Source organism: Ruegeria sp. BHSB058 (assembly GCF_059613285.1).
Genome location: NZ_JBXWSF010000006.1, coordinates 49,356 through 70,436 on the forward strand (window position 1 = coordinate 49,356; position 21,081 = coordinate 70,436).

26 protein-coding genes and 1 pseudogene are annotated in these 21,081 nt (G+C 61.0%); 14 read left to right on the forward strand and 13 right to left on the reverse strand.

The window, feature by feature from the left end; translation table 11 throughout:
- Nucleotide 1: 1 nt before the first annotated feature.
- Both AC2FNB_RS02680 and AC2FNB_RS02685 read right to left on the reverse strand, forming a co-directional pair.
- Nucleotides 2-718, reverse strand: a complete 717-nt coding sequence (locus AC2FNB_RS02680; protein ID WP_496744358.1) for an NYN domain-containing protein — start codon at nucleotides 716-718, stop codon at nucleotides 2-4.
- Between the two features lie 108 nt (nucleotides 719-826).
- Nucleotides 827-1,939 (reverse strand): S-(hydroxymethyl)glutathione dehydrogenase/class III alcohol dehydrogenase, encoded by a 1,113-nt coding sequence (locus AC2FNB_RS02685; protein WP_480748472.1) that lies wholly within the window; start codon nucleotides 1,937-1,939, stop codon nucleotides 827-829.
- A gap of 130 nt (nucleotides 1,940-2,069) precedes the next feature.
- Between AC2FNB_RS02685 and AC2FNB_RS02690 the strand changes: the two genes are divergently transcribed.
- Nucleotides 2,070-2,363, forward strand: a complete 294-nt coding sequence (locus AC2FNB_RS02690) for an I78 family peptidase inhibitor (RefSeq protein WP_496744309.1) — start codon at nucleotides 2,070-2,072, stop codon at nucleotides 2,361-2,363.
- Nucleotides 2,364-2,428: 65 nt separating this feature from the next.
- Nucleotides 2,429-4,081, forward strand: coding sequence for a Y-family DNA polymerase (locus AC2FNB_RS02695; RefSeq protein ID WP_480748474.1), 1,653 nt, complete (start codon nucleotides 2,429-2,431; stop codon nucleotides 4,079-4,081).
- 25 nt (nucleotides 4,082-4,106) lie between these two features.
- Here the strand turns inward: AC2FNB_RS02695 and AC2FNB_RS02700 are convergent, their stop codons facing one another.
- Nucleotides 4,107-4,490: a 3-hydroxyacyl-CoA dehydrogenase family protein gene (locus AC2FNB_RS02700; RefSeq protein ID WP_496744311.1), complete on the reverse strand. Its 384-nt coding sequence runs from the start codon at nucleotides 4,488-4,490 to the stop codon at nucleotides 4,107-4,109.
- Between the two features lie 77 nt (nucleotides 4,491-4,567).
- Here AC2FNB_RS02700 and AC2FNB_RS02705 point away from each other — a divergent pair.
- Nucleotides 4,568-4,906, forward strand: a pseudogene (locus tag AC2FNB_RS02705) (transposase); the annotation flags it as partial.
- A gap of 551 nt (nucleotides 4,907-5,457) precedes the next feature.
- Here AC2FNB_RS02705 and AC2FNB_RS02710 read toward each other — a convergent pair.
- Nucleotides 5,458-5,898 (reverse strand): DUF4399 domain-containing protein, encoded by a 441-nt coding sequence (locus tag AC2FNB_RS02710; protein WP_496744312.1) that lies wholly within the window; start codon nucleotides 5,896-5,898, stop codon nucleotides 5,458-5,460.
- Between the two features lie 234 nt (nucleotides 5,899-6,132).
- Here AC2FNB_RS02710 and AC2FNB_RS02715 point away from each other — a divergent pair, with 234 nt between their 5' ends.
- Nucleotides 6,133-7,038 (forward strand): LysR family transcriptional regulator, encoded by a 906-nt coding sequence (locus tag AC2FNB_RS02715; protein WP_480748478.1) that lies wholly within the window; start codon nucleotides 6,133-6,135, stop codon nucleotides 7,036-7,038.
- A 301-nt stretch (nucleotides 7,039-7,339) separates the two neighbouring features.
- Here AC2FNB_RS02715 and AC2FNB_RS02720 read toward each other — a convergent pair whose 3' ends face one another.
- Nucleotides 7,340-7,948: an MlaC/ttg2D family ABC transporter substrate-binding protein gene (locus AC2FNB_RS02720; RefSeq protein WP_480748479.1), complete on the reverse strand. Its 609-nt coding sequence runs from the start codon at nucleotides 7,946-7,948 to the stop codon at nucleotides 7,340-7,342.
- Nucleotides 7,938-8,747 carry an MlaA family lipoprotein gene (locus AC2FNB_RS02725; RefSeq protein ID WP_480748480.1) on the reverse strand — a complete coding sequence of 270 codons (810 nt, stop codon included), beginning with the start codon at nucleotides 8,745-8,747 and terminating at the stop codon, nucleotides 7,938-7,940. Before AC2FNB_RS02725 ends, AC2FNB_RS02720 begins: the two co-directional genes overlap by 11 nt.
- A 318-nt stretch (nucleotides 8,748-9,065) precedes the next feature.
- Between AC2FNB_RS02725 and AC2FNB_RS02730 the strand changes: the two genes are divergently transcribed.
- The 4 genes from AC2FNB_RS02730 to AC2FNB_RS02745 are packed head-to-tail and all read left to right on the forward strand — an operon-like array spanning nucleotide 9,066 to nucleotide 11,812.
- A complete protein-coding gene (locus AC2FNB_RS02730) occupies nucleotides 9,066-9,524 on the forward strand; it encodes a RidA family protein (RefSeq protein WP_480748481.1) in 459 nt (152 codons plus the stop codon).
- Nucleotides 9,521-10,291 carry a glycerophosphodiester phosphodiesterase family protein gene (locus AC2FNB_RS02735; RefSeq protein WP_496744315.1) on the forward strand — a complete coding sequence of 257 codons (771 nt, stop codon included), beginning with the start codon at nucleotides 9,521-9,523 and terminating at the stop codon, nucleotides 10,289-10,291. The genes AC2FNB_RS02730 and AC2FNB_RS02735 overlap by 4 nt, the downstream gene beginning before the upstream one ends.
- 43 nt (nucleotides 10,292-10,334) lie before the next feature.
- Nucleotides 10,335-11,522, forward strand: coding sequence for a GNAT family N-acetyltransferase (locus AC2FNB_RS02740; protein WP_480748483.1), 1,188 nt, complete (start codon nucleotides 10,335-10,337; stop codon nucleotides 11,520-11,522).
- Nucleotides 11,519-11,812, forward strand: a complete 294-nt coding sequence (locus AC2FNB_RS02745) for a 4a-hydroxytetrahydrobiopterin dehydratase (protein ID WP_480748484.1) — start codon at nucleotides 11,519-11,521, stop codon at nucleotides 11,810-11,812. Before AC2FNB_RS02740 ends, AC2FNB_RS02745 begins: the two co-directional genes overlap by 4 nt.
- Before the next feature lie 3 nt (nucleotides 11,813-11,815).
- Here AC2FNB_RS02745 and AC2FNB_RS02750 read toward each other — a convergent pair whose 3' ends face one another.
- The 4 genes from AC2FNB_RS02750 to AC2FNB_RS02765 form a co-directional block, all read right to left on the reverse strand.
- Nucleotides 11,816-12,115 (reverse strand): hypothetical protein, encoded by a 300-nt coding sequence (locus AC2FNB_RS02750; RefSeq protein ID WP_496744318.1) that lies wholly within the window; start codon nucleotides 12,113-12,115, stop codon nucleotides 11,816-11,818.
- A 100-nt stretch (nucleotides 12,116-12,215) separates the two neighbouring features.
- Complete coding sequence (locus AC2FNB_RS02755) at nucleotides 12,216-12,563, reverse strand: EF-hand domain-containing protein (RefSeq protein WP_496744320.1); 348 nt, start codon at nucleotides 12,561-12,563, stop codon at nucleotides 12,216-12,218.
- A gap of 13 nt (nucleotides 12,564-12,576) precedes the next feature.
- Nucleotides 12,577-12,822 carry a glycine zipper 2TM domain-containing protein gene (locus AC2FNB_RS02760; protein WP_496744322.1) on the reverse strand — a complete coding sequence of 82 codons (246 nt, stop codon included), beginning with the start codon at nucleotides 12,820-12,822 and terminating at the stop codon, nucleotides 12,577-12,579.
- 123 nt (nucleotides 12,823-12,945) lie between these two features.
- Nucleotides 12,946-13,431 (reverse strand): peroxiredoxin, encoded by a 486-nt coding sequence (locus tag AC2FNB_RS02765; RefSeq protein ID WP_496744324.1) that lies wholly within the window; start codon nucleotides 13,429-13,431, stop codon nucleotides 12,946-12,948.
- Nucleotides 13,432-13,530: 99 nt separating this feature from the next.
- Here AC2FNB_RS02765 and AC2FNB_RS02770 point away from each other — a divergent pair, with 99 nt between their 5' ends.
- From AC2FNB_RS02770 to AC2FNB_RS02785, 4 genes are all read left to right on the forward strand, one after another.
- Entirely contained in the window at nucleotides 13,531-14,742 is a 1,212-nt protein-coding gene (locus AC2FNB_RS02770; protein WP_496744325.1) for an NAD(P)/FAD-dependent oxidoreductase, read from the forward strand.
- Nucleotides 14,739-15,299 carry a 16S rRNA (guanine(966)-N(2))-methyltransferase RsmD gene (rsmD, locus tag AC2FNB_RS02775; protein WP_496744327.1) on the forward strand — a complete coding sequence of 187 codons (561 nt, stop codon included), beginning with the start codon at nucleotides 14,739-14,741 and terminating at the stop codon, nucleotides 15,297-15,299. Before AC2FNB_RS02770 ends, rsmD begins: the two co-directional genes overlap by 4 nt.
- An 87-nt stretch (nucleotides 15,300-15,386) precedes the next feature.
- The gene (locus AC2FNB_RS02780) at nucleotides 15,387-16,031 is read left to right on the forward strand and encodes an HAD family hydrolase (RefSeq protein ID WP_496744329.1); all 645 of its coding nucleotides are present in this window, start codon (nucleotides 15,387-15,389) and stop codon (nucleotides 16,029-16,031) included.
- A gap of 23 nt (nucleotides 16,032-16,054) precedes the next feature.
- Entirely contained in the window at nucleotides 16,055-16,234 is a 180-nt protein-coding gene (locus AC2FNB_RS02785; protein ID WP_480748492.1) for a hypothetical protein, read from the forward strand.
- Here the strand turns inward: AC2FNB_RS02785 and map are convergent.
- The 3 genes from map to sfsA form a co-directional block, all read right to left on the reverse strand.
- Complete coding sequence (map, locus tag AC2FNB_RS02790; RefSeq protein ID WP_496744331.1) at nucleotides 16,210-17,034, reverse strand: type I methionyl aminopeptidase; 825 nt, start codon at nucleotides 17,032-17,034, stop codon at nucleotides 16,210-16,212. The two genes, AC2FNB_RS02785 and map, sit on opposite strands and share 25 nt — an antisense overlap.
- Nucleotides 17,035-17,382: 348 nt before the next feature.
- Complete coding sequence (locus AC2FNB_RS02795; RefSeq protein WP_496744333.1) at nucleotides 17,383-18,729, reverse strand: uroporphyrinogen decarboxylase family protein; 1,347 nt, start codon at nucleotides 18,727-18,729, stop codon at nucleotides 17,383-17,385.
- A 146-nt stretch (nucleotides 18,730-18,875) separates the two neighbouring features.
- Nucleotides 18,876-19,589 carry a DNA/RNA nuclease SfsA gene (gene sfsA, locus AC2FNB_RS02800; protein WP_496744335.1) on the reverse strand — a complete coding sequence of 238 codons (714 nt, stop codon included), beginning with the start codon at nucleotides 19,587-19,589 and terminating at the stop codon, nucleotides 18,876-18,878.
- A 50-nt stretch (nucleotides 19,590-19,639) separates the two neighbouring features.
- Here sfsA and AC2FNB_RS02805 point away from each other — a divergent pair, with 50 nt between their 5' ends.
- Complete coding sequence (locus AC2FNB_RS02805; RefSeq protein ID WP_480748496.1) at nucleotides 19,640-20,362, forward strand: competence/damage-inducible protein A; 723 nt, start codon at nucleotides 19,640-19,642, stop codon at nucleotides 20,360-20,362.
- On the forward strand, nucleotides 20,359-21,069 hold the full coding sequence (locus AC2FNB_RS02810; RefSeq protein ID WP_496744338.1) for a GNAT family N-acetyltransferase: 711 nt from the start codon (nucleotides 20,359-20,361) through the stop codon (nucleotides 21,067-21,069). Before AC2FNB_RS02805 ends, AC2FNB_RS02810 begins: the two co-directional genes overlap by 4 nt.
- The last annotated feature ends 12 nt before the right edge of the window (nucleotides 21,070-21,081 follow it).

Sequence of the window (21,081 nt, forward strand, 5' to 3'; positions counted from 1 at the left end):
GTCAGTCATCGCGCGTCTTGATTTTGAAACCACCGTTGTCCCCAGTTTCCTGGAAACGACCGATTGCGCGTACTAGGTCGCTTAATCTTTTGAAACCAAAGGTGCGCGCGTCGAAATCGGGATAGCGCTTGCCCAGCTCGCTGCCGACATAGCTCAGACTTGCCCAACCATCCGGCTCCTTCGTGTTGAGCACGACATTTCGTATAAGTTGATAAGCTTTGTTCAAGTCCGGTTTCTGCGCCAAAGATTTATCGTTTGCGGCCTCGGGCGCGACATTTGGCTCCAGGTTCTCGATATAGATGAAGCGTTTGCATGCCGCGACAAATGCTGCGGGCGTCTTCCTCATTCCTATTCCGATGACACTCAGACCTTGTTCCCGGATGCGGCTCGCCAAGCGAGTGAAATCGCTGTCGGAAGAGATCAGCACAAAACCGTCAAATCGGGCAGAGTGCAATATGTCCATCGCATCGATGACGAGCGCGATGTCGCTGGAATTCTTGCCAGTCGTATTGGCGAACTGCTGGTGTGGAACGATGGCATGCTGCGCCAGCGTTTCCTTGTCCCAACCCTGTGGCGATCCGTTGGAGAAATCGCCATAAATCCGTCGGATGCTGGCTTCGCCGAGGGAAGCGACCTCGTCAAAGATGGCTTGCGCGTGTTTAGCGGCGATGTTGTCGGCGTCTATCAGTACAGCCAGTCGGTCACTTCGTTTTTCAATCACTTCAATTCCCCAGATCAACCAATGGTTTAGAGTTAAGAGTGATTTTTCCCATTAATAGAGGCGGGCGAAAGTTTCCGCCCGCCTCACCACCCGCCCGAAGCGGGATCAATAAATCACGACACTCCGGATGCTTTCGCCGGCATGCATCAGATCAAAGCCCTTGTTGATGTCGTCCAGACCCATGGTGTGGGTAATCATCGGGTCGATCTCGATCTTGCCTTCCATGTACCAGTCGACGATCTTGGGCACGTCGGTGCGGCCTCGCGCGCCGCCGAACGCGGTGCCGCGCCACGAACGACCGGTGACCAGCTGGAACGGGCGGGTCGAGATTTCGGCCCCCGCAGGCGCCACGCCGATGATGATCGATTCACCCCAGCCCTTGTGCGCAGACTCGAGCGCCGCGCGCATCACACCAACGTTGCCTGTGGCGTCGAACGTATAATCCGCACCGCCCTTGGTCAGGTTGACCAGATAGGGCACCAGATCACCTTCAACCTCGGACGGGTTCACAAAGTCGGTCATGCCGAATTTGGTGGCCATTTCCACCTTGGCGGGGTTCAGGTCGACGCCGACGATCTGGTCTGCTCCGGCCAGACGCAGGCCCTGAATGACATTCAGGCCGATCCCGCCCAGACCGAACACGATGGCGCGGCTGCCGATTTCCACCTTGGCCGTGTTGATTACCGCGCCGATGCCGGTGGTCACGCCGCAGCCGATATAGCAGATCTTGTCGAACGGCGCGTCCTCGCGCACCTTGGCCAGCGCGATTTCAGGCAGCACCGTGTGGTTCGAGAAGGTCGAGCAGCCCATGTAATGCAGGATCGGATCGCCATCCAGCGTCGAAAAGCGCGAGGTGCCGTCGGGCATCAGGCCCTGACCCTGGGTCGTCCGGATCGCCTGACACAGGTTGGTCTTGGGATGCAGGCAGTATTCGCACTCGCGACATTCCGGCGTGTAAAGCGGGATCACGTGATCGCCCGGCTTCAGGCTGGTCACGCCTGGGCCGACCTCGACCACCACGCCCGCGCCTTCGTGGCCCAGAATGGCCGGGAACAGGCCTTCGGGGTCAGCGCCCGACAGGGTGAACTCGTCGGTGTGGCAGATGCCGGTGGCCTTGATTTCGACCAGTACCTCGCCCGCTTTGGGTCCTTCGAGGTTCACGTCCATCACTTCCAAGGGTTTGCCCGCCTGAAGGGCAACAGCGGCACGGGTACGCATGATGCAATTTCTCCCTGTTAATTTCGCACGACCCTGCGTCAATTACAGGGATTCTTCAACACTCGTTTCATCGCAGGCCGGTTTGCAATAAGATCACACAGAACCGACATCACCGCGTGAAGGAGCGCCAATGTACCGATTTCTCATGGTTTTACCTCTGCTGGCCGCGTGCGGAGGAACCGAACCCGTGGATACGGGTGACCCCGGCCCCGCACCAGAACCGGCCCCGGTCGATTTGGCCTTTTGCGACGGGGAAGCTTTTGCCGGCGCCGTAGGGCAACCGGTATCCGGCATTCAGGCCAGCCTGCCGGACAAGGCGCGGGTGCTGGAGCCCGACAGCATCGCCACGCAGGATTACCGCATCGACCGGTTGAATGTTTTTGTGGATGACAGCGGTATCATTCAGCGGCTGACCTGCGGCTAGGCCCCTCTCGACTCGGTGGGTGATTCCCGGATAAGAACAAACAAAGAACATTTGTTGTTGCCCGGATGTCCAGACGCCGAATACTTTCGCTTTGGTTCCCCCGCCTTGGGGCGGAACGGCTGGTGCGCGCCGCGCGCGGTCTGCAATCCGGCCCCTTGGCCGTGGTGGCCGAACAGGCGAACATGCAGGTCATCACCTCGCTCAATGCCGAAGGGCAGGCCGCCGGTCTGCATGTGGGACAGCCGGTGCGTGACGCCCATGCCATGTGCGCGGTCCTGATCACCCGCCCCCGCAATGCGCCCGCCGAGGCCGCGTTTCTGGCCGCGCTCCGGCGCTGGGCGGGAAAGTTCAGCCCCTGGGTGGCCGAAGAACCGCCCGACGGGCTGGTCATCGACCTGTCGGGCTGCGCGCAACTGTTCGGAGGTGAACAGGCGCTGCTGGACGTCATCGAAACCGACTGCGCCGATATGGGGCTGGGCGTGCAAACGGGTATCGCCGACACGCTGGGCGCGGCCTGGGCCCTGGCGCGGTATGCGGGGCAGCGGGTCGCGTCGAACCGCAACGGCGACGCCATCAGCCAGGAGGCCCGCGCCACCCGCGCCCGCGCCGGAAAACGGCGGCACTGGACCCGCGGTGGCGCCGCGCCGCAGGTGTCGGCGTCGGGCGGCGGTGCCCGGATCGCGCCGCCGGGGCAAAGTTATGGTGCGCTCAGCCCGTTGCCGGTGGCCGCGCTCAGGCTGGAGGATCAGACCGTCGCCCAACTGAACCGTCTGGGCCTGCGCCGGATCGGCGATCTGCTGGGCCAGCCCCGCGCCAGCCTTGCGCGACGGTTCGGGCGGGGGCTGGTGCTGCGGCTGGATCAGGCCATGGGCAGCGCGCCCGAACCGGTCTCGCCCGCCCGTCCGGCGCATCATTTCGCGGTGCGGATGACCCTGCCCAATCCGATCGGGCTGCACGAGGATGTCATGGCCGCCATCGACCGGATGCTGCCTGTGCTCTGCACCCGGCTCGAGGAAAAGGGGCGCGGCCTGCGTGGTCTGCGGCTCGAGGCGCACCGCACCGATCAGGCCGCCGAAATCGTCGAGATCGGGCTGGCGCGGCCCGGTTTCGACCCGCACCGTATCCGCCCCCTGCTCGAGATGAAGGTCGATCGGATCGACGCGGGGTATGGCATCGACATGCTGCGGCTAGAGGCGGTCCAGACCGAACCGGTCCATGCCCGCACCGTCACCGGCCATGCCGAGGCCAACCGCGCCGTGCGCGACCGGCTGGCGGGCAACACCGCAGTCGATGACCTTACGGCCAAGCTGGGCGCGCGGGTGGGGCTGGAGACGATCACCCGCCGCCACCCTGCCTCGTCCCACATCCCCGAGAAATCCGCCCAGATCCTTGCTGCGGCCTGGTCCGAACCCGCGCGCGACTGGCCCTCCCCCCCGCGCCCGCGCCCCCTGCTGATGTGGCGCCCCGAACCGGTGACGGCCCCGGACGGCCCCACCATACCCGACCGGTTTCGTTGGCGCGGGCGGGACTGGCAACTGGCTCAGGCCACCGGCCCCGAGCGCATCGCGCCGGAATGGTGGCTGGACGACCCCGATTGGCGTAGCGGCGTGCGCGACTATTGGGTGGTGGTGACCGAACAGGGCGACCGGCTGTGGCTGTTCTATGGCCACGGCGGAGCCATGTCTCCGGGCTGGTTCTGTCAGGGGAGCTTTGCGTGACGATCAGGCACGCGCCGCCGGTTTTTCAGCGCAACCCCGCGATGGCCATTTGCATGGCGACGATCAACGCATCCCGCTGTTGCGACAGCTCGCCAGGCGTCATGCCGCGGGCTTCGGCTTCGACACCTTCGGTCAATTGCCGGGCTACGTCCTGCGTCAGATAGATCTGGCCCAGATCATCCCACCAACCGTTGAACGTGTCCGCGAAATGGTCGCAGAACGATCTGAGGCCGCCCTCGCCGGCGCCAAGGTTGAACAGCATGGTCGGCCCCGTCGCCACCCATCTTAGTCCCGGCCCGGCCCAGACCGCCTTGTCCACATCCTCGACCGAGGCAACGCCCGAGACGACCAGGTTAATCGCCTCGCGCCAGATCGCGGCCTGCGGGCGATCGACAACATGGCCGGGCACTTCCTTGCGAACGACTGTGTTGCACGGATCGTTTCATCAGCGTAGCCAGTTTCTTGGTTTAACGACGGGATGGCGGGATGCCTTTCAAATTCAATGCGTCGCGGCGGGATAAATTTGAGAAGGCCAAGTACCGGGTCACGAATTGGCCTGAGTACAACGAGGCGCTTCGCCAGCGTGGTGATGATACGGTCTGGTTCAGCGAGGATGCGGTATCCGGGTGGTGCGCGCCAAGGTCAGGGAAACGTGGTGGTCAGCGACACTACTCTGATCTGGCAATTGAGACCTGCCTGACCCTGCGCGTCGTGTTCGGCTTACCCCTTCGCCAAATGCAGGGCTTTGTCCGCAGTTTGCTGCGGCTCATGCAGGCCGACGTTCCCGTTCCGGATTTTTCCACGCTCCGCCGCCGCGCACGATTGCATTGGACGCGGCTTACAGCAGGATATTGTGGCAACTGAAAACCTTGGGGGCCAAAAACCCTAGTTCGTATGATGCCCAAGCGTACATGGATGAGATTTATGGTGTGCCGTACACCCAGCGAAAATTCTTTGAGGATTACTACTCTGACCGAGTGCGCAACTTTCACACTGATAGCAAGTACGGCGCGGAACCAATACCGTTCTTCAGCATAGGTGATATTTGGCCCCTGAATGCCACACTGAAAGGGCTGTTCTATCGGCTGGTGACTGGGGAGTTACATGACGAAACCCGACAGAATCGAGACGATTACCTACGACACAACATGCTTGAAGGTGGTTAGTCTCTTTGGTGCATATAGCTGGTACTGTCATGGGCCTATGAGTTGACGACTTGAAAAAAGCGGACATCGAGATTGACAATTTCAACAACTGCTCCGCCCGGCACAGCGGAACCTCACTTATCCATGCGCCGGAGAGGTCAGGGCAAAGCCCGGATACGTTGTTTGGAACCGGGCATTCCCTGCGTCAGGGGAAGCTGGCGATTCTACCGGTTATTCGACCGTGATGGTGATGACCTCGGACATGATCGGGGTTGCGTGGGGGACGTGAGAGTGGTCACCAAGCACCAGTTGCAGGGTGTGGTCCCCCGGTGGCAGGTCGATGGTCACCTGGGTCTGGCCGCCGCCGAAGTGACGATGGTGATCATCAACCGGAAGGCCATAGGTCAGTTCCTCGGCCCCGTCCTCGCCCTCGCCAAAGCGCGGGCGGTCGATCAGCAGGTGGTGGTGGCCGGTATTGTCGGCCTCGGTTCCGGCCGGGGCGACGCCCATGCCGTTCAGGCCGAAAACGACCGTGACCGGAGAGGTTACAGCATCGCCGTCGGACAGGTTCGCGAAATAGACCGACGCATCAGGGTTTGACGGCGTGTCGCCGCCGGCAAGTACCGCAGTTGCCATCAGACCGGCCGAAATGGACGCAACAAGGAGCTTCATGGTTTACCTCTTGGGCTCAAAATCAAAACAAGCCAGCAGATAGACCGTTTCAGCCGCAAAACAGCCACAATCGTTCTGAATTTTCCGTGAAACCGGATGTGATCCGTCAAATTCGAGGGTTTCCGCATTCACGACGATCCGTGTGAAATTCGCGATATTATCCCTTCGTCGCCCTGATCTCGCCCAGATTTGGCGTCAGAACGGAACGAAAGAACGAAGACTTGGGGTAGCGGTATGGATCGACTCACCGAAATGGAAGCTTTTGCCAATGTGGTGGATCAGGGGGGATTTACCGATGCCGCCAAGAAAATGGGCATCTCCAAATCGGCTGTTTCCAAACATGTCTCAAGCCTGGAAGCGCGGCTGGGCGCGCGGCTGTTGAACAGAACCACGCGCCGGGTGTCGCCGACGGAAATCGGGCTGGCCTATTATGACCGCGCCCGCCGGGTTCTGAACGATGCGGGCGAGGCCGATGCGCTGGTCACGTCGATGCAGTCGGCGCCTTCGGGGTTGCTGCGGATCAGCGTGGCGACGGATTTCGGTGTCAATCACCTGTCGCCGGTATTGTCGAGTTTTCTGGCCAGCTATCCGGACATCACCGTCAACATGGTGCTGAACAACCGCTATGTCGAACTGATCTCGGAAGGGTTCGACGTTGCGGTTCGGATCGGAGAGCTGGAAGACAGCACGCTGCGGGCGCGCAAGCTGACCGAAACCACCAAGCGCATGGTCGCGTCGCCAAGGTATATCGAACAATATGGCCGCCCCGCCAAGATCGACGATCTGAACGAACACAAGCTTTTGCATTATTCCAGCCAGTCGTCAGGCAATGTCTGGAAACTGACCGCGCCGTCGGGAGAAAAACGGCAGGTTCGCACCGCAGGGTGGCTGAGTGTGAACGACGGTCAGTCGCTATTGAATGCCGCGATTTCGGGGCTGGGGATCGCCTATCTGCCCAGCTACCTGTATTCGGACGCGCTGAAACAGGGGCTGGTCGAGGATGCCATGCCCTCGCTGCCCGATGAAGTGCAGGGGATTTACGCCGTCTACCCGCCCGGCCGGTTCACGCAGCCGAAAGTGCGGGCCTTCATCGACTTCCTCGTCGACGCCTTCGCCGAAAAAGGTCCTATGGACTGGTAATGTCTCCCTCCCGGAAACTTCGGCAGCCCGCGCCAATGGCGCGGGTTTTTCTTGTGCGCGGCTGTCAATCGAGATCCTGATTTGGTGTTTGGATTGCGCCGGAAACTGTCAGAGTTTGTTGTGTAACTCGCAGACTAAACTCGTTGGCCCCACGCGTTCACACTGGTTTCATCGACGAGATAGGCCGTCTCGGGGCGAGGTCGGCTGGGGGTTGTGTGCAACGGTTTCGATCAGGGTCTGAAAACCGGATCACGGCCTGACCAGACGCGCGGGGTTTCGGGCTTTTCGGATTGGATTGCCCTTATCCGGCGGAATTCAGATCCCGGATCAGTTGATCCAGATTGCCCTTGCGCGCATCCAGCATCGCACCGATTTCGGTGCGTTCGGTCAACAGAACGTTGACGCCCTCGATGAACATGTTGAAGAACTTGTCGCGCCCCGATTTGTCCGAGACAAGGAACGTCACCTCGAACGGCGCTTCGCCCCGCAGCTTGACGGTGCTGCGCACCTCGTATCCCGCCTTGATCTTGCGGGCGCTCTTGACGGTCACTTCACCGCCGATGAATTCGCGGAAGCGGCGACCGTATTTGCGCGAGATATAGCCCTGAAACGCCTGGGTGAACTTTTTCAGCTGCGCCGGGCTTGCGCTGCGCGCATCTGCCCCCAGCGCATAGCGCGCCATGATCGGCACGTCGCCGTATTGCACAAAGATCTTCTCGAAATCGCGCAGCATTGCCTGCTCGGACTTGCCCGAGTCGATCACGCTGTTGATTTCGGTCACGACGCTGTTGACCAACTGCATTGCCCCCGCTTCGGTCAGGGCCAATGCGGGCAGCGGCATTGCGGCCATTCCAAGGCCTGCGACGGCGGACGTGAGGAAAGCGCGGCGGTTCATCCAGTTATTCGGCATAGGGGTCCTCATAAGGGTCCAGTGTCGGGTCCGACGGGTCCGGCCCGATTTCGGAATAGGGATCGGTGTAAAGGCCCAGATAGGCATCTTCGTCGTCGGTTGCCAGTTCGAAGCGGCGGTTCTGCAGATAAATCAGGCGCGCCTGCGCATAGCTGTCCGCGCTTTCATACAGGATCGAGTCGACCGTGTCCGAATACCGTCCGCGATCCCCCATGCGGCGGACCACCTCGGCATATAGCCCAAGATTGTCGGCGGGCCGGGTCGGCGCGAAATCAATCGGGTTGGTGAACAGGTTGACCACCACGCCCACCGCGTCGCGTGTTGTCGAGGGGCCATAAAGCGGCAGTTCAACGTAAGCACCCTCGCCAAAGCCCCAGACATGCAGGGTTTCGCCAAAATCGGTGTCCACACGCGGGATCTTGAAATCGCTGGCAGGGTCGGCCAGACCCGCGAAACCCACGGTCGAGTTGATCAGGAACCGCAACAGCGCGATGCCGGATTCCTTGGGTTTGCCCTGCAGCAGGAAATCCACCGCGTTGCTCGGCATCGACAGGTTTTCCGCGAACGAGTTGAAGCTGGTCACCATCGGCTCGGGTATGATCGTGACATAGCCCTTGGATGCCGGGCGGAAAAAGAACCTGTCGACACCCCGGTTGAATTCATGAATCGACCTGTTGGTATTTTCGTACGGATCATGAATGCCATTGCGTGTCGCAGCCTCGTCCGGCGCCTTGGCACAGGCCGTCAGACCGACTGCCGCCACGAGAATAAACGGGAATTTGGAAATCAGGCGGGTCAACACGGTTATTCTGTACTCCACGACGGCGAGGCCTGGCAAAACTGGTTTTTCAAACGGTCGTCAACCTGAGCGACGCAATTTGGGTGACACATAGTGGACGCGGCACGGAATTGAAACATCAAAGCATCTAGCGCCGGTACAGCGGAACGTAAAGTGTCGGTCACGTTTGCTTGGGAATTGGGTGGTTTTCGGCGTATCGCCCGCTGCGCAATGCATGGTATTGGCGCAATTGGACCGCAAGAAGGCGAGTTTCGGGCTTTTCGTGCTGGATGTTCCCGGTTAGCGTCCGCCGGACTCGGAAACTGGAGGAAGCGATTCATGAGCATCGCAGCAAAACTCGAAAGCCTGGGCGTTTCTCTGCCCGACGCGCCCGCTCCGGCGGCCAACTATGTGCCGTTCGTGCGGGTGGACAATCTGCTTTACGTATCGGGGCAGATTTCCAAGGACGAAAACGGGCTGATCACCGGAAAGCTGGGTGCCGACATGGAAATCGAGGCCGGGGCAGCAGCAGCCAAGGTCTGTGCCATCAACCTGCTGGCGCAGGTCAAGGCCGCCTGCGACGGCGATATCGAGCGTCTGGTGCGAGTGGTCAAGCTGACCGGATTCGTGAATTCGACCGGCGATTTCACCGCGCAACCGCAGGTGATCAACGGCGCCTCGGATTTCCTGGGCGAAGCGCTGGGCGAAGCAGGGCGTCATTCCCGCTCTGCTGTGGGCGCCGCCGCCCTGCCGCTGGGTGTTGCCGTCGAAATCGAAGGAATCTTCGAAATTCGATGACGCCATCCTTGCCGCCTGATTTTCTCAAGCGCCCGATCGCACATCGGGCGCTTCATGATTCGACCAACGCTCGCCCTGAAAACAGCCGCGCCGCCATCCGGGCAGCGATCAAGGCCGGATACGGAATCGAAATCGACCTGCAGATGACATCTGACGGTCAGGCGATGGTATTTCACGACTATGACCTGCGCCGGTTGACCGGTCAGCCCGGCCCGATCCGGCAACTCACGGCGTCCCAGGCGTCAGACGTGCGATTGCTGCACTCCGAGGGCGAAGGCATCCCTTCACTGGCCGAAGTGCTGGAAATCGTTGCGGGGCGGGTGCCGCTGCTGATCGAGTTCAAGGATCAGGACGGGGCCATGGGCACCGGCATCGGCCCGCTGGAACAGGCGGCGGTTCGGGCGCTGGCCACTTATGACGGCCCGGTGGCGCTGATGTCGTTCAACCCCAACAGCGTGGCGGAACTGGCGCGTCTTGCCCCCAGGATTCCGCGCGGCATCGTCACCAGCGCCTATGATCCGGCCGACTGGCCGCTGTCGGAACAGATCTGCAACCATTTGCGAGATATCCCGGATTTCGATCGAGTACGCGCATCATTCATCAGCCACGAGGTCGAAGACCTGAGCCGCGCGCGCGTGGCCGAGTTAAAGGCTCAGGGCGTGCCGATCCTGTGCTGGACGGTGCGCTCGGCAGAGCAAGAGGCCGAGGCGCGCAAGGTTGTCGACAATATCACCTTCGAAGGGTACCTGGCCGAACATCCTGCTTGATCCCCTGCCGCACGACCACAGATAACAAAGGGGCGGAGGTTCTATGGATCAGGCACAGATCGAAGTTCGGGTTCTCGGGTCACTGACCCAGATTGCGGCACATGAATGGGATAGCTGCGCCTGTCCTGAAACCACCGATGGCGGCCGCCCGGTCGATCCGTTCACTACGCATCGTTTCCTGCTGGCGCTGGAACAAAGCGGCTCTGTCGGGCGTGGCACCGGCTGGCAGCCGCAATACCTGACCGCCCATCTCGACGGCATGATGATCGGTGCCGCGCCGATGTATGCCAAGTCGCACAGCCAGGGAGAATACATCTTCGACCACAGCTGGGCGCATGCTTACGAGCGGGCGGGGGGTCACTATTACCCCAAGCTTCAGATCGCGGTGCCGTTTACCCCGGCCACGGGTCGCAGGTTCCTTGTCCGTCCGGGATACGACACGATCGGAATGTCGGCGCTGGTGCAGGGCGCGGTTCAACTGGCCGCCGAAAATCGGGTCTCGTCCCTGCATGTCACCTTTTGCACCAAAACCGAGGCCGAGGCCGGCACCGAAATGGGGCTCATGCATCGGATGTCGCAACAGTTTCACTGGCTGAATGACGATTACGGGGACTTTGACGAGTTTCTTGCCGCGCTATCGTCACGCAAACGCAAAAATATCCGCAAGGAGCGCGCACAGGCCTGCGAATTCGGCGGCACGATCCGAACTCTGACCGGCCCGGATTTGCGCCCGGAGCACTGGGATGCCTTCTGGACCTTCTATCAGGATACCGGGTCACGCAAGTGGGGTTCGCCCTATCTGACGCGCACCTTTTTCGATCACGTACAAGACACGATGACAGATGATGTCGCCTTGGTTCTGGCCGAGCGCAACGGGTACCCCGTGGCGGCAGCGCTGAATTTCGTTGGCCGCGACACCCTGTTCGGCCGCTACTGGGGCTGTACCGAACATCATCCCTTTCTGCATTTCGAACTGTGCTATTATAGGGCCATCGATTTCGCCATCGCCAATCGGCTGAAACGGGTCGAGGCCGGCGCGCAGGGCGAACACAAGCTTGCGCGCGGATATCTGCCGACCCGGACGCACAGTCTGCACTGGATTGCAGATCCCGGTTTCGCAAAAGCCGTGGACCGGTATCTTGAGGCGGAAAGCGAGGCGGTCGGCGAAGAGATCGAGATCCTGACCGACTATGGCCCGTTCAGGAAGTCGAACCCGGAGGAACAGCAATGACCGAACTTTTGTCCAAAGAAGCCCGAGGCCCGCTGTTGGATCCGCTGTTCAAGAACGGCTGGACCATGACCGAAGATCGCGACGCGATCACCAAGACGTTCATCTTCGACAATTTTGTCGAGGCATTCGGCTGGATGACGCGTGCCGCGATCTGGGCCGAGAAATGGAATCACCACCCCGAATGGCGGAATGTCTACAAAACGGTCGAGGTGGTTCTGTCGACACATGATGTCGAGGGACTTAGCTCCCTCGACGCCAAGCTTGCCCGAAAAATGGACGCCTTGCTGTAAGTATCAGCGGCGTCCCGAGCCATAGGCGGATGCCAGCCCTGCGACCTGCAGCATCTTGCGGAACTCGGCAGGTGTGACGCTGCCACTGCTCACGTTGATCCCATCCGGAATCGCGACAGAGTTTCGTCCGGCCAGCTGCATGCGCCCGGTGCTGGCATCGACGCGCAGGCATTGGTGGCCTTGACAGATCTTCTGGCCCTTGACCGGCAGAATACCTTTGGCATCCGCATGGGCGACATTGGCCATCAACGGCGTCATTGCCACAAGCGCGGCGGCGGCGATTTTTGAAATACGATATGTCATGATGCACCCTGATTGGTTTCTCTAAACCATCAGATAGGGCGAACCCGATCACATCGAAATCACATGGCGGCGAGACCTCTCGTGCCGCCGCTCGTCGCCGTCAGTCAAGGCTGCCGTTCTGATCCTGATCCGCAGACAGGAAATCCTGTGACATCTGATCCGAAAACTCGCCCGAGGACACCAGGTTGTCGCCGTTCTTGTCCATGGCCGAAAAATGCCCGATCGCGAAATGCGGCCGCGTTTCCGCTGCCGTCAGCGTGCCATCGCGGTTTTCGTCCATCGCCTGAAAGGCATAGTCCGCAAAAGCGTTGAACTCATCCTTTGACAGAAACCCGTCGTTGTTTGCGTCTATCGCGTTCAGTTCGGCCTCGTTGAGTTCGGCCACCTGATCCGCCATCGCGGTTGACGCCAGCGTCAAGGCCACCAAGGCTGCAAATCCCTGTTTCATCTCAAATCTCTCCTCAGCACGAGTATCTTTGCCCGGATGCGCCGCCGGCTGCAGCGCCCGCTGCGGTCAGGATGGTCTTGCCCGAGCCACCTCCGAACTGATTGCCGATGGCGCCACCGATCAGCGCGCCGCCCAGCGTTCCGCTCAGGCAGGCGATCTCGTGCTGCCGGGCGGCCTGAGCCTGAGGCGTGGGCGCGGGCGCGCAGGCGGCAAGAATTCCGCCGGTCAAAATGGCCGTGATAAATAACCTTGTTTTCATGAGTTCAGCTCCCGATGTCGCTAACCCGAGTATCGGAGCATTTCGGGACGGTCTCAAGCAATTTGAGGGGTTTGCAGATAACAGGCAAGTAATGGCCCCGGCGATTGGCCGGGGCCGCAACGCTCAGATCGCCTCGAGCAACCCTTCGCCCGCCGTACGGTCGCAGACACCGTGTTCGGATTCGGTGTTGAGCACCCGAACAGTTCCATCTTCGACCAGCATGGCATAGCGGGTCGACCGGCCATACAGACCCACCACCGGAGCGTCGAAATCCATCCCGATCGCCTTGGTAAAACCGCCATCGGCATCGGCCAGCATGGTGATCCCGGCTTCACTCGCGCCGGTGGACTCTCCCCACGCCTTCATCACGAACGGATCGTTGACCGCCAGGCAGATGATTTCATCCACACCCCTGTCGTCGAATTGCGCCTTGGTCCGGATGAAGCTGGGCAGATGAACCTGATCGCACAGCCCCGAAAACGCGGCAGGCACCGCAACGATCACCACCTTGCGCCCCGACAACTTGTCGGCAAGCTGGACTTCCTGCGGCCCCTTGTCGGTCATATGGATGAGTTTTGCGCCCGGAAGCGTATCCCCAACTGAAATCATCTTGCGGTTTCCTATCTGATGGATTTACGGATTGTTCCCTAAAGGCATATAGCTGGGCAACCAGATGTGACCACGGAAATTCGACAAGGCGGGAGGATCATGAGCCATTTTGTAGTGATCGGAGCGGGGCAGGCCGGATCGTCCCTTGTGGCAATGCTGCGCAAACAGGGTTTTGACGGCGAAATCACCCTGATCGGCGCCGAACCGGTCCTGCCCTATCAACGCCCGCCGCTCAGCAAGGCCTATCTTCTGGGCGAGATGGAGCTGGAACGGTTGTTCCTGCGGCCCGAAAGTTTTTATGCCGAACAAAACATCACCCTGCGCCTTGGCGAGCGTGTCACCGGAATCGACCCGAATGCCAAGACCGTGACGCTTGGGGACGAGGTGATCTCGTACGACCAGTTGGCGCTGACGACCGGCTCTGACCCGCGCCGCCTGCCCGCCGCCATCGGCGGCGATCTGCAGGGGGTGCATGTCGTGCGCGATCTGGGCGATGTCGATGCCATGGCCCCGTCCGTGATCCAGGGCAAACGGGCGCTGATCGTCGGCGGCGGTTATATCGGGCTTGAGGCGGCGGCCGTCTGCGCCAAGCGCGGGGTCAGCGTGACACTGGTCGAAATGGCCGACCGCATCCTGCAGCGTGTGGCGGCCCCGGAAACCAGCGATTATTTCCGCGCCCTGCATGGTGGTCACGGCGTTGATATCCGCGAAGGCGTCGGGCTTGAGCGGATCACCGGCGAAGGCGGCAACGTGACCGGCGCGGTGCTCAGTGACGGGACCGAGCTGGTGGTGGATTTCGTGGTTGTTGGCGTCGGCATCACGCCCTCGACGCAACTGGCCGAAATGGCAGGGCTGGAGATCGAGAACGGCATCAGGACCGACGCGCAGGGCCGCACCTCCGATCCGTCGATCTGGGCGGCGGGCGATTGCGCCTCGTTTCCCTACAAGGGGCAGCGCATCCGGTTGGAAAGCGTGCCCAACGCCATCGATCAGGCCGAGGTCGTGGCCCAGAACATGCTGGGCGCGGGCAAGGGCTATGTCGCGCAGCCATGGTTCTGGTCGGACCAATACGACGTCAAACTGCAGATTGCCGGGCTGAATACCGGCTATGATCAGGTGGTGACCCGCAAGGGCGAGGGGCTGACCACTTCGTTCTGGTACTACAAGGGCGGGCAACTGGTGGCCGTGGACGCGATGAACGATCCGCGCGCCTATATGGTCGGCAAGCGGCTGATCGACATGGGCAAGAATGCCGATCCGGCTGCCGTATCCGACCCTGAAACCGACCTCAAAGCGCTTCTGAAAGCGTGAGGATCATCGCCGGAGAATTCCGGGGCCGCGCACTGGCCTCGGTCGGCAAGGGCGACGCGGGCGCGCATCTGCGCCCCACCACCGACCGGGTGCGCGAAAGCCTGTTCAACGTGCTGTCCCATCAGATTGATTTCGACGGCCTGCGCGTGTTGGACCTGTTTGCAGGCACCGGCGCACTGGGGCTTGAGGCGCTGTCGCGCGGCGCGGCGCATGTGACTTTCGTAGATGATGGACGTGTGGCACAGGGTCTGATCCGGAAGAACATTGACCTGACCCGCAGCGCTGACCGCACCGACCTGATCCGCCGCGATGCGACCCGGTTACAGGAAAATCCGGGCGATCCTTATGACCTGATCTTTCTCGACCCGCCCTATGGCAAGGCGCTGGGCCAAAAGGCGCTTGCCGCCGCGGTCGTCGGGGGGTGGATCGCCGATGGCGCACTGGTCGTCTGGGAAGAAAATGCGCCCATGACGGCCCCCGAGGGCTTCACACTGCATGACGCGCGGAAATACGGAGATACCCATATCACGTTGATGTGGAAGGATATTTCAACCTGAAACAGTCAGGGCGGTTTTTCGCCCGCGGTTCGATTGCACCTGATCTCCCAGCTGTTACGCCCGAGACGGGATAAAAGGGAACAAGCAATGTATAAACTTGTGATTTTCGATTGCGATGGTGTTTTGGTGGATAGCGAACCTGCCTCGAACCAGATTATGGCGGACAATCTGACACGGCATGGATTACCCATGACGGCTGAACAGTCGATGGATATGTTTGTCGGCTTATCAATGGCCGGTGTGAAGGAAAAGGCCCTCAGCCTAGGCGCAATTCTGCCTGAGGACTGGATCGAACAAGTCTATGCCCAGGAATATGCCTTCCTGCGCCAAGGAGTGCCGCTGGTCACAGGCATCCCGGATCTGCTGGCATATTTGGATACCGCCAACATTTCTTGCTGCGTTGCCTCCAACGGCAGCGAGGACAAGATGCGCATCACCCTTGGCCAGAACGGGTTGTGGGATCGATTTCATCCCGACGCGATGTTTTCGGCTCATACACTAGGTGTCTCGAAGCCGGAGCCTGGGTTGTTTCTGGCCGCAGCCAGCCGTTTCCAGATGCAGGCAGATGAGTGCGTGGTGATTGAGGACAGCGGCAGCGGCGTAACCGCAGCCGCGCGCGCCGGCATGCGCTGCCTTGGCTTCGCGCCTCATGACGACGGTAAAGCGCTTGCGGCATTGGGGGCCGAAGTTTTCCATGACATGGCCGACGTGCCTGCACTTTTGGGTTTTTGAACCGATTGTGCTAGATTGCCCTCATGGACCATGCCTTGACCGCCCCGTTCTGGGCACTCAATCAGGATGCAGAGACCACCCAAGGACCCGAGCGCAAACCGCTGCGCTCATCCGTGTTCATCCACGATGCCGTCACCCCGTGGGGGCGTGAAACGATGCTGCTGAAACTGTTGCGCGATCAAGCCGTCGAATTGGACGAATAGGTCGGGTGGAACTTGCCGCCCGGTGACAGGGTGAAAATCTCGACCCCGTTGGCGGTCACACCCACCGAATGTTCGAATTGTGCCGACAGTGACTTGTCGCGGGTGACGGCTGTCCAGTCATCGGCCAGTGTCTTGGTCTCGGGGCGGCCCAGATTGACCATCGGTTCGATGGTGAAGAACATGCCCTCTTCAAGTTTGGCGCCGGTGCCCGGGCGGCCATAATGCAGCACGTTCGGCGGCGCGTGAAACACCTGTCCCAGACCGTGACCGCAGAAATCCCGAACCACGCTCATCCGGTGTGCCTCGACAAAGGACTGGATGGCGTGGCCGATATCGCCAAAGGTGTTGCCCGGTCGGACCATCTCGATACCTTTGAACAGCGCATCATGGGTCACCTGGATCAAACGTTCCGCCTTGCGGGGCAGTTTGCCGGCCACATACATGCGCGAGGTGTCGCCAAACCAGCCATCCACGATGACGGTCACGTCGATGTTCAGAATATCGCCGTCCTTGAGCTTCTTGTCGCCGGGGATGCCGTGGCAGACCACGTGATTGACCGAAATGCAGCTTGCGTGCTGATAGCCCTTATAGCCGATGGTGGCCGATTTCGCGCCGACGTTCTCGACCATCTCGGTAATGACCCGGTCGATTTCACCCGTGGTCTGACCGGGAAAGACATGCGCGGCAATGTCATCCAGTATCCCGGCCGCAACCGCTCCTGCCGCATGCATGCCAGCAAAGTCGGACGTCTCATAGATACGGATACCATCCTTGGTCAGGCGGCCACGGTGTTCCTTCATCGGTGCGGGGCTCCAATTGTTGCACGCGAAACCCTCTTTACGCTGCTTACGCAGAAAGTGCCAGAGGGCGCGGGGTCGCAATGTTTTCCGCAAAATGGGGCCATCTGCGCCCGGTGTAATCCGCGTCTCGCGACAATCAGGAGACAACCAGGCGGATTGCACACTCTCCGTCCGGATACGAGGGACCCGGTTCGCCCCCGCGCCAGAGCGCCCGAACCAGCGTCAGGTCAAAGCTATCGCATCCACTGAGCCTAGCGTCCGTTTGACCTGACACAATTCGCGGAACATTCAGGGGAGGAACCTCACCGGCCCCGCCGCTCAACCTTGGAAAACTCTGTCGGGAACCGCTCAGACAGGTGCGACTTCGCGCCGCCTGATCGGTTCCGAGTCATAAACCTCATCAAGAATGATCTCGACCAGATCGAACTGGGAATGCAGGTTCACGTCTTCGAAATAGATATGGCTGGGCCAGGCCTGCCCGACGTGGTTGTCCTCTGGCAGATCCACGTTGGCGCAGACATTCCGGATCGCCGCCACATGCGAACGCGCCATTTCGCGAGCGTTCCGCTTGGCCGCGTCCAGATCCTCGATGCTGTTGGCGTCGATCTGTGGCGAGCCGACACCCGAGGTCAGCGGCATGTTCCGCTGGATCGCCTGTTGTTCATAGAACGAGATGTCGACCAAATCCGCCGCCAGCCGCATGATGAAAACCGGGTTCACGCTGACCTTGGCTTCGGTCAGGTCCAGCAACGCCGGATTCTCCGATGGGGCCAGTTCGGGAGCTGCGGAGTCGCCGCCGCCCCGTCCACCCCGGCGGCGCGAACTGCGGTCTTTCTTTTTCGCCATCGCCACATGGTCGCCGCGATAGTTGTTGTCGAACACGCGGTTCGCATAAGGTTTGTCGCGCAGCATGTGCCGGATCGACCGGATCGACATGTTCTTGCAATTCTCCGGCCCGATGAAAAACGGTGAACCCGACGCATCGGACAGCTCGATCCATCCGTTCGGAAACGTTGCGACGTGGTGGTCCATCCACGGCCCCAGCACCACATCGCCCAGATGATCCAGCAGCGCGTTCACCTCATCGGGGTCGTGCACCACATCGGCCAGCAGTGGCTCCTGCCCGTAGATGTCCGCGGCAAGACTATATGGTGCCGAGATCTGCAGCAGCGGTGGCAGCCCGGTCAGTTCCTGGAACACCCGCAGGATGTTGGTGATCGCCAGCGGCGCGCCCGTGGTGAAATCCGGCGTTTTCAGATCACGCCAGTTTTCCTTGTTGATCAGCATGTCATCCGGATCGGCCCCCGGCGGGAACTTGTCGGGATACATCATGGTCTGGCCCAGCGGCTCGCAGGTCCAGGCGTAAAGCGCCCAGGTGATGTAGAACTTGTTCACCCCCATCAGCCGGGTCACGGCAAGATTGGCGCGCACGTAACGATAGGGGTCTTCGTGATAGTATTCGCGGGTTTCGATGCCATAGAGGTCGTTCAGAACCGCCAGCGCCAGCATATGAACCGAAGCGACACAGTTGACACGGCCGGGATCGGCCTTGATGGCAAAGTTCTCGTCGAAGTCCCCGGCAATCGCGGCATCAAAAACCCTTTTCATTTCGGCCTTGGCGTCCGGGTCTTCCGCCTGCCAGCGGCGCAGCAGGTCAAGCCCCTTGGGGAATGCATAATCTTCGATCTTGGTCATGGCGTCGCTCTTGGCTGGACACTCCGGTTTCGGAGGGCACGAGTTGTCGGATCGGCGCCATGCTAGCTGCAATTGGATAGCTTACATATACCCGCTTTTCGAAATTTGTTATACCCAATTTCTCATCGTCGGCACCGCCTTTCGGTTCAGGCAAGTCCGCTCAAACCGGTCAAGGCATCGGTCACCCTGACGCCTTTTGGAGAAATCTCGGTGCCGTATACCAGCCGCTCGACCCCGGTCGCCCGCGCCGCCTCGAATGCCGCTGCATAAGCCGGATCGATATCCGCCGCCAAAGCAAAGCTGTCGCAATCGGTGCGTTGCACCAAATACAGCATCACGGCGCGGTGACCCTGCGCCGCCATCGCCGCGAGCTCTCCCAGATGTTTGGTGCCGCGCTGGGTCACGCTGTCGGGAAACTCCGCCAGTCGCGGATGGCGCGACAGGGTCACGCTTTTGACCTCGACATAGGCGTCTGGCAGACCCGGCTGGCTCAGCAGAAAGTCGATGCGGCTGTTTTGCCCATATTTCACCTCGGCCCGCACTGTGCGGTAATCTGCCAGTTCCGCCACCCTACCGCTTTCCAGCGCGGCCCTCAGCGCCCGGTTCGGCACCGAAGTATCGACCCCGGTGAAATGCCCGTTCTCGTGATCGACCAGCCGCCAGCCGAACTTCAGCTTCTTTTTCGGATCGTCATTCGGCTCCAGCCAGATCTTAACGCCCGGCTCGGCCAACCCCATCATCGAACCCGGATTGGCGCAATGCGCGGTCACCTCGCGCCCGTCCTCCAGCGTGCAATCTGCCAGAAAGCGTTTGTAGCGGCGGATCAGGCGGGCGGGCACAAGAGGGGTTTCAAAGCGCATGGGTCCGGGCCTATACCTGCGCTGAAGGTCATTCAAGAGGAGAGGGTGCCATGCCCAACCCAACCGCTGCAATGCTCGTGATCGGAGACGAGATCTTGTCGGGCCGCACCCGCGACGCCAACATGCATTATCTGGCGGGTGAACTCACAAAACATGGCATCGACCTGAAAGAGGTGCGTGTGGTCAGCGATGACCCTGCAGCCATTGAAACCGCCGTCAAACAGTTGTCGCAAAGCTTCGACCACGTCTTCACCAGCGGTGGCATCGGCCCGACCCACGACGATATCACCGCCGATTGCATCGCCCGCGCCTTTGGTGTCGGCATCGATGTGCGCGACGACGCCCGCGCCCTGCTTGAGGCGCATTACGAAAAGACCGGGCTGGAACTCAACGCAGCACGCATGCGCATGGCGCGCATCCCGGACACTGCAGAGCTGATCGCCAACCCGGTTTCGACCGCGCCGGGGTTCACGCTGGGCAACGTGCATGTGATGGCGGGCGTGCCGCTGGTGTTTCAGGCCATGGTGGCCAGCGTCCTGCCGACGCTGACCGGTGGCGCGCCGCTCTTGTCGCAGACCCTGCGGGTGGACCGGGGCGAAGGCGACATTGCCGAAACGCTGTCGCAACTGGCCAACGCCTTTGGCGACCTGACCATCGGCTGCTATCCGTTCCAGGTGAACGGGGCCTTTGGCGCCAATATCGTGATCCGGGGCACCGACGGTGCACGCGTCGACGCGGCGATGACCCGTCTGGCGCAGGAGCTTGAGCTTTGAGCATCAACTGGGCGGAGGTCGTCGACGGCACCTGGCCCGCTGTCCGATTCACGCGGTCGGGGCCATTCATGCTTCGCGAGGCGCAGGGGGCCGGTTCGCGCGTGTCCGCGGCCAGCAGGATCGGCGAAGTCACCGAGGCCGATATCGACGCAGCCGAGGCGGCGATGCAGACTTTGGGTCAAAAACGCCTGTTCTGTCTGCGTCCCGGTGACGAGGCGCTGGATGCGCAACTGGCGGCGCGCGGCTATGAAAAGTTCGATCCGGTCAATATCTATGCCTGTCCGGTCGAACACCTCACCGATATCCCCATCCCCCGCGTCACCGTCTTCACCCTGTGGGAACCGCTGGCGATCATGCGTGAAATCTGGGCGCAGGGTGGCATCGGCCCCGCGCGGCTGGCCGTGATGGACCGCGCCAAAGGGCCAAAGACCGGCCTGCTGATGCGCCACCGCGACAAGCCCGGCGGCACCGGCTTTGTCGCCATTCATGATGGAACTGCAATGGTGCATGCCCTGGAAATCCTGCCGCACCAGCGCCGGCAGGGCCTGGGCCAATGGGCCATGCGTGGCGCGGCCTTTTGGGCGATGGACAACGGCGCACAGACCCTTAGCGTGATCTGCACCAAGGCGAACGAAGGGGCCAACGCCCTCTACCGCTCTCTCGGCATGAACCTTGTCGCAGAGTATCACTATCGCCAGCTTGTCTGAGGGGAGAAAGAC

Coding starts and splice junctions, on each gene's coding strand:
- AC2FNB_RS02685 (WP_480748472.1), bottom strand. CDS start 1,939: ATGCGTACCCGTGCCGCTGTTGCCCTTCAGGCGGGCAAACCCTTGGAA.
- AC2FNB_RS02690 (WP_496744309.1), top strand. CDS start 2,070: ATGTACCGATTTCTCATGGTTTTACCTCTGCTGGCCGCGTGCGGAGGA.
- AC2FNB_RS02695 (WP_480748474.1), top strand. CDS start 2,429: ATGTCCAGACGCCGAATACTTTCGCTTTGGTTCCCCCGCCTTGGGGCG.
- AC2FNB_RS02710 (WP_496744312.1), bottom strand. CDS start 5,898: ATGAAGCTCCTTGTTGCGTCCATTTCGGCCGGTCTGATGGCAACTGCG.
- AC2FNB_RS02715 (WP_480748478.1), top strand. CDS start 6,133: ATGGATCGACTCACCGAAATGGAAGCTTTTGCCAATGTGGTGGATCAG.
- AC2FNB_RS02720 (WP_480748479.1), bottom strand. CDS start 7,948: ATGCCGAATAACTGGATGAACCGCCGCGCTTTCCTCACGTCCGCCGTC.
- AC2FNB_RS02730 (WP_480748481.1), top strand. CDS start 9,066: ATGAGCATCGCAGCAAAACTCGAAAGCCTGGGCGTTTCTCTGCCCGAC.
- AC2FNB_RS02735 (WP_496744315.1), top strand. CDS start 9,521: ATGACGCCATCCTTGCCGCCTGATTTTCTCAAGCGCCCGATCGCACAT.
- AC2FNB_RS02740 (WP_480748483.1), top strand. CDS start 10,335: ATGGATCAGGCACAGATCGAAGTTCGGGTTCTCGGGTCACTGACCCAG.
- AC2FNB_RS02745 (WP_480748484.1), top strand. CDS start 11,519: ATGACCGAACTTTTGTCCAAAGAAGCCCGAGGCCCGCTGTTGGATCCG.
- AC2FNB_RS02750 (WP_496744318.1), bottom strand. CDS start 12,115: ATGACATATCGTATTTCAAAAATCGCCGCCGCCGCGCTTGTGGCAATG.
- AC2FNB_RS02755 (WP_496744320.1), bottom strand. CDS start 12,563: ATGAAACAGGGATTTGCAGCCTTGGTGGCCTTGACGCTGGCGTCAACC.
- AC2FNB_RS02760 (WP_496744322.1), bottom strand. CDS start 12,822: ATGAAAACAAGGTTATTTATCACGGCCATTTTGACCGGCGGAATTCTT.
- AC2FNB_RS02765 (WP_496744324.1), bottom strand. CDS start 13,431: ATGATTTCAGTTGGGGATACGCTTCCGGGCGCAAAACTCATCCATATG.
- AC2FNB_RS02770 (WP_496744325.1), top strand. CDS start 13,531: ATGAGCCATTTTGTAGTGATCGGAGCGGGGCAGGCCGGATCGTCCCTT.
- AC2FNB_RS02780 (WP_496744329.1), top strand. CDS start 15,387: ATGTATAAACTTGTGATTTTCGATTGCGATGGTGTTTTGGTGGATAGC.
- AC2FNB_RS02785 (WP_480748492.1), top strand. CDS start 16,055: ATGGACCATGCCTTGACCGCCCCGTTCTGGGCACTCAATCAGGATGCA.
- map (WP_496744331.1), bottom strand. CDS start 17,034: ATGAAGGAACACCGTGGCCGCCTGACCAAGGATGGTATCCGTATCTAT.
- AC2FNB_RS02795 (WP_496744333.1), bottom strand. CDS start 18,729: ATGACCAAGATCGAAGATTATGCATTCCCCAAGGGGCTTGACCTGCTG.
- sfsA (WP_496744335.1), bottom strand. CDS start 19,589: ATGCGCTTTGAAACCCCTCTTGTGCCCGCCCGCCTGATCCGCCGCTAC.
- AC2FNB_RS02805 (WP_480748496.1), top strand. CDS start 19,640: ATGCCCAACCCAACCGCTGCAATGCTCGTGATCGGAGACGAGATCTTG.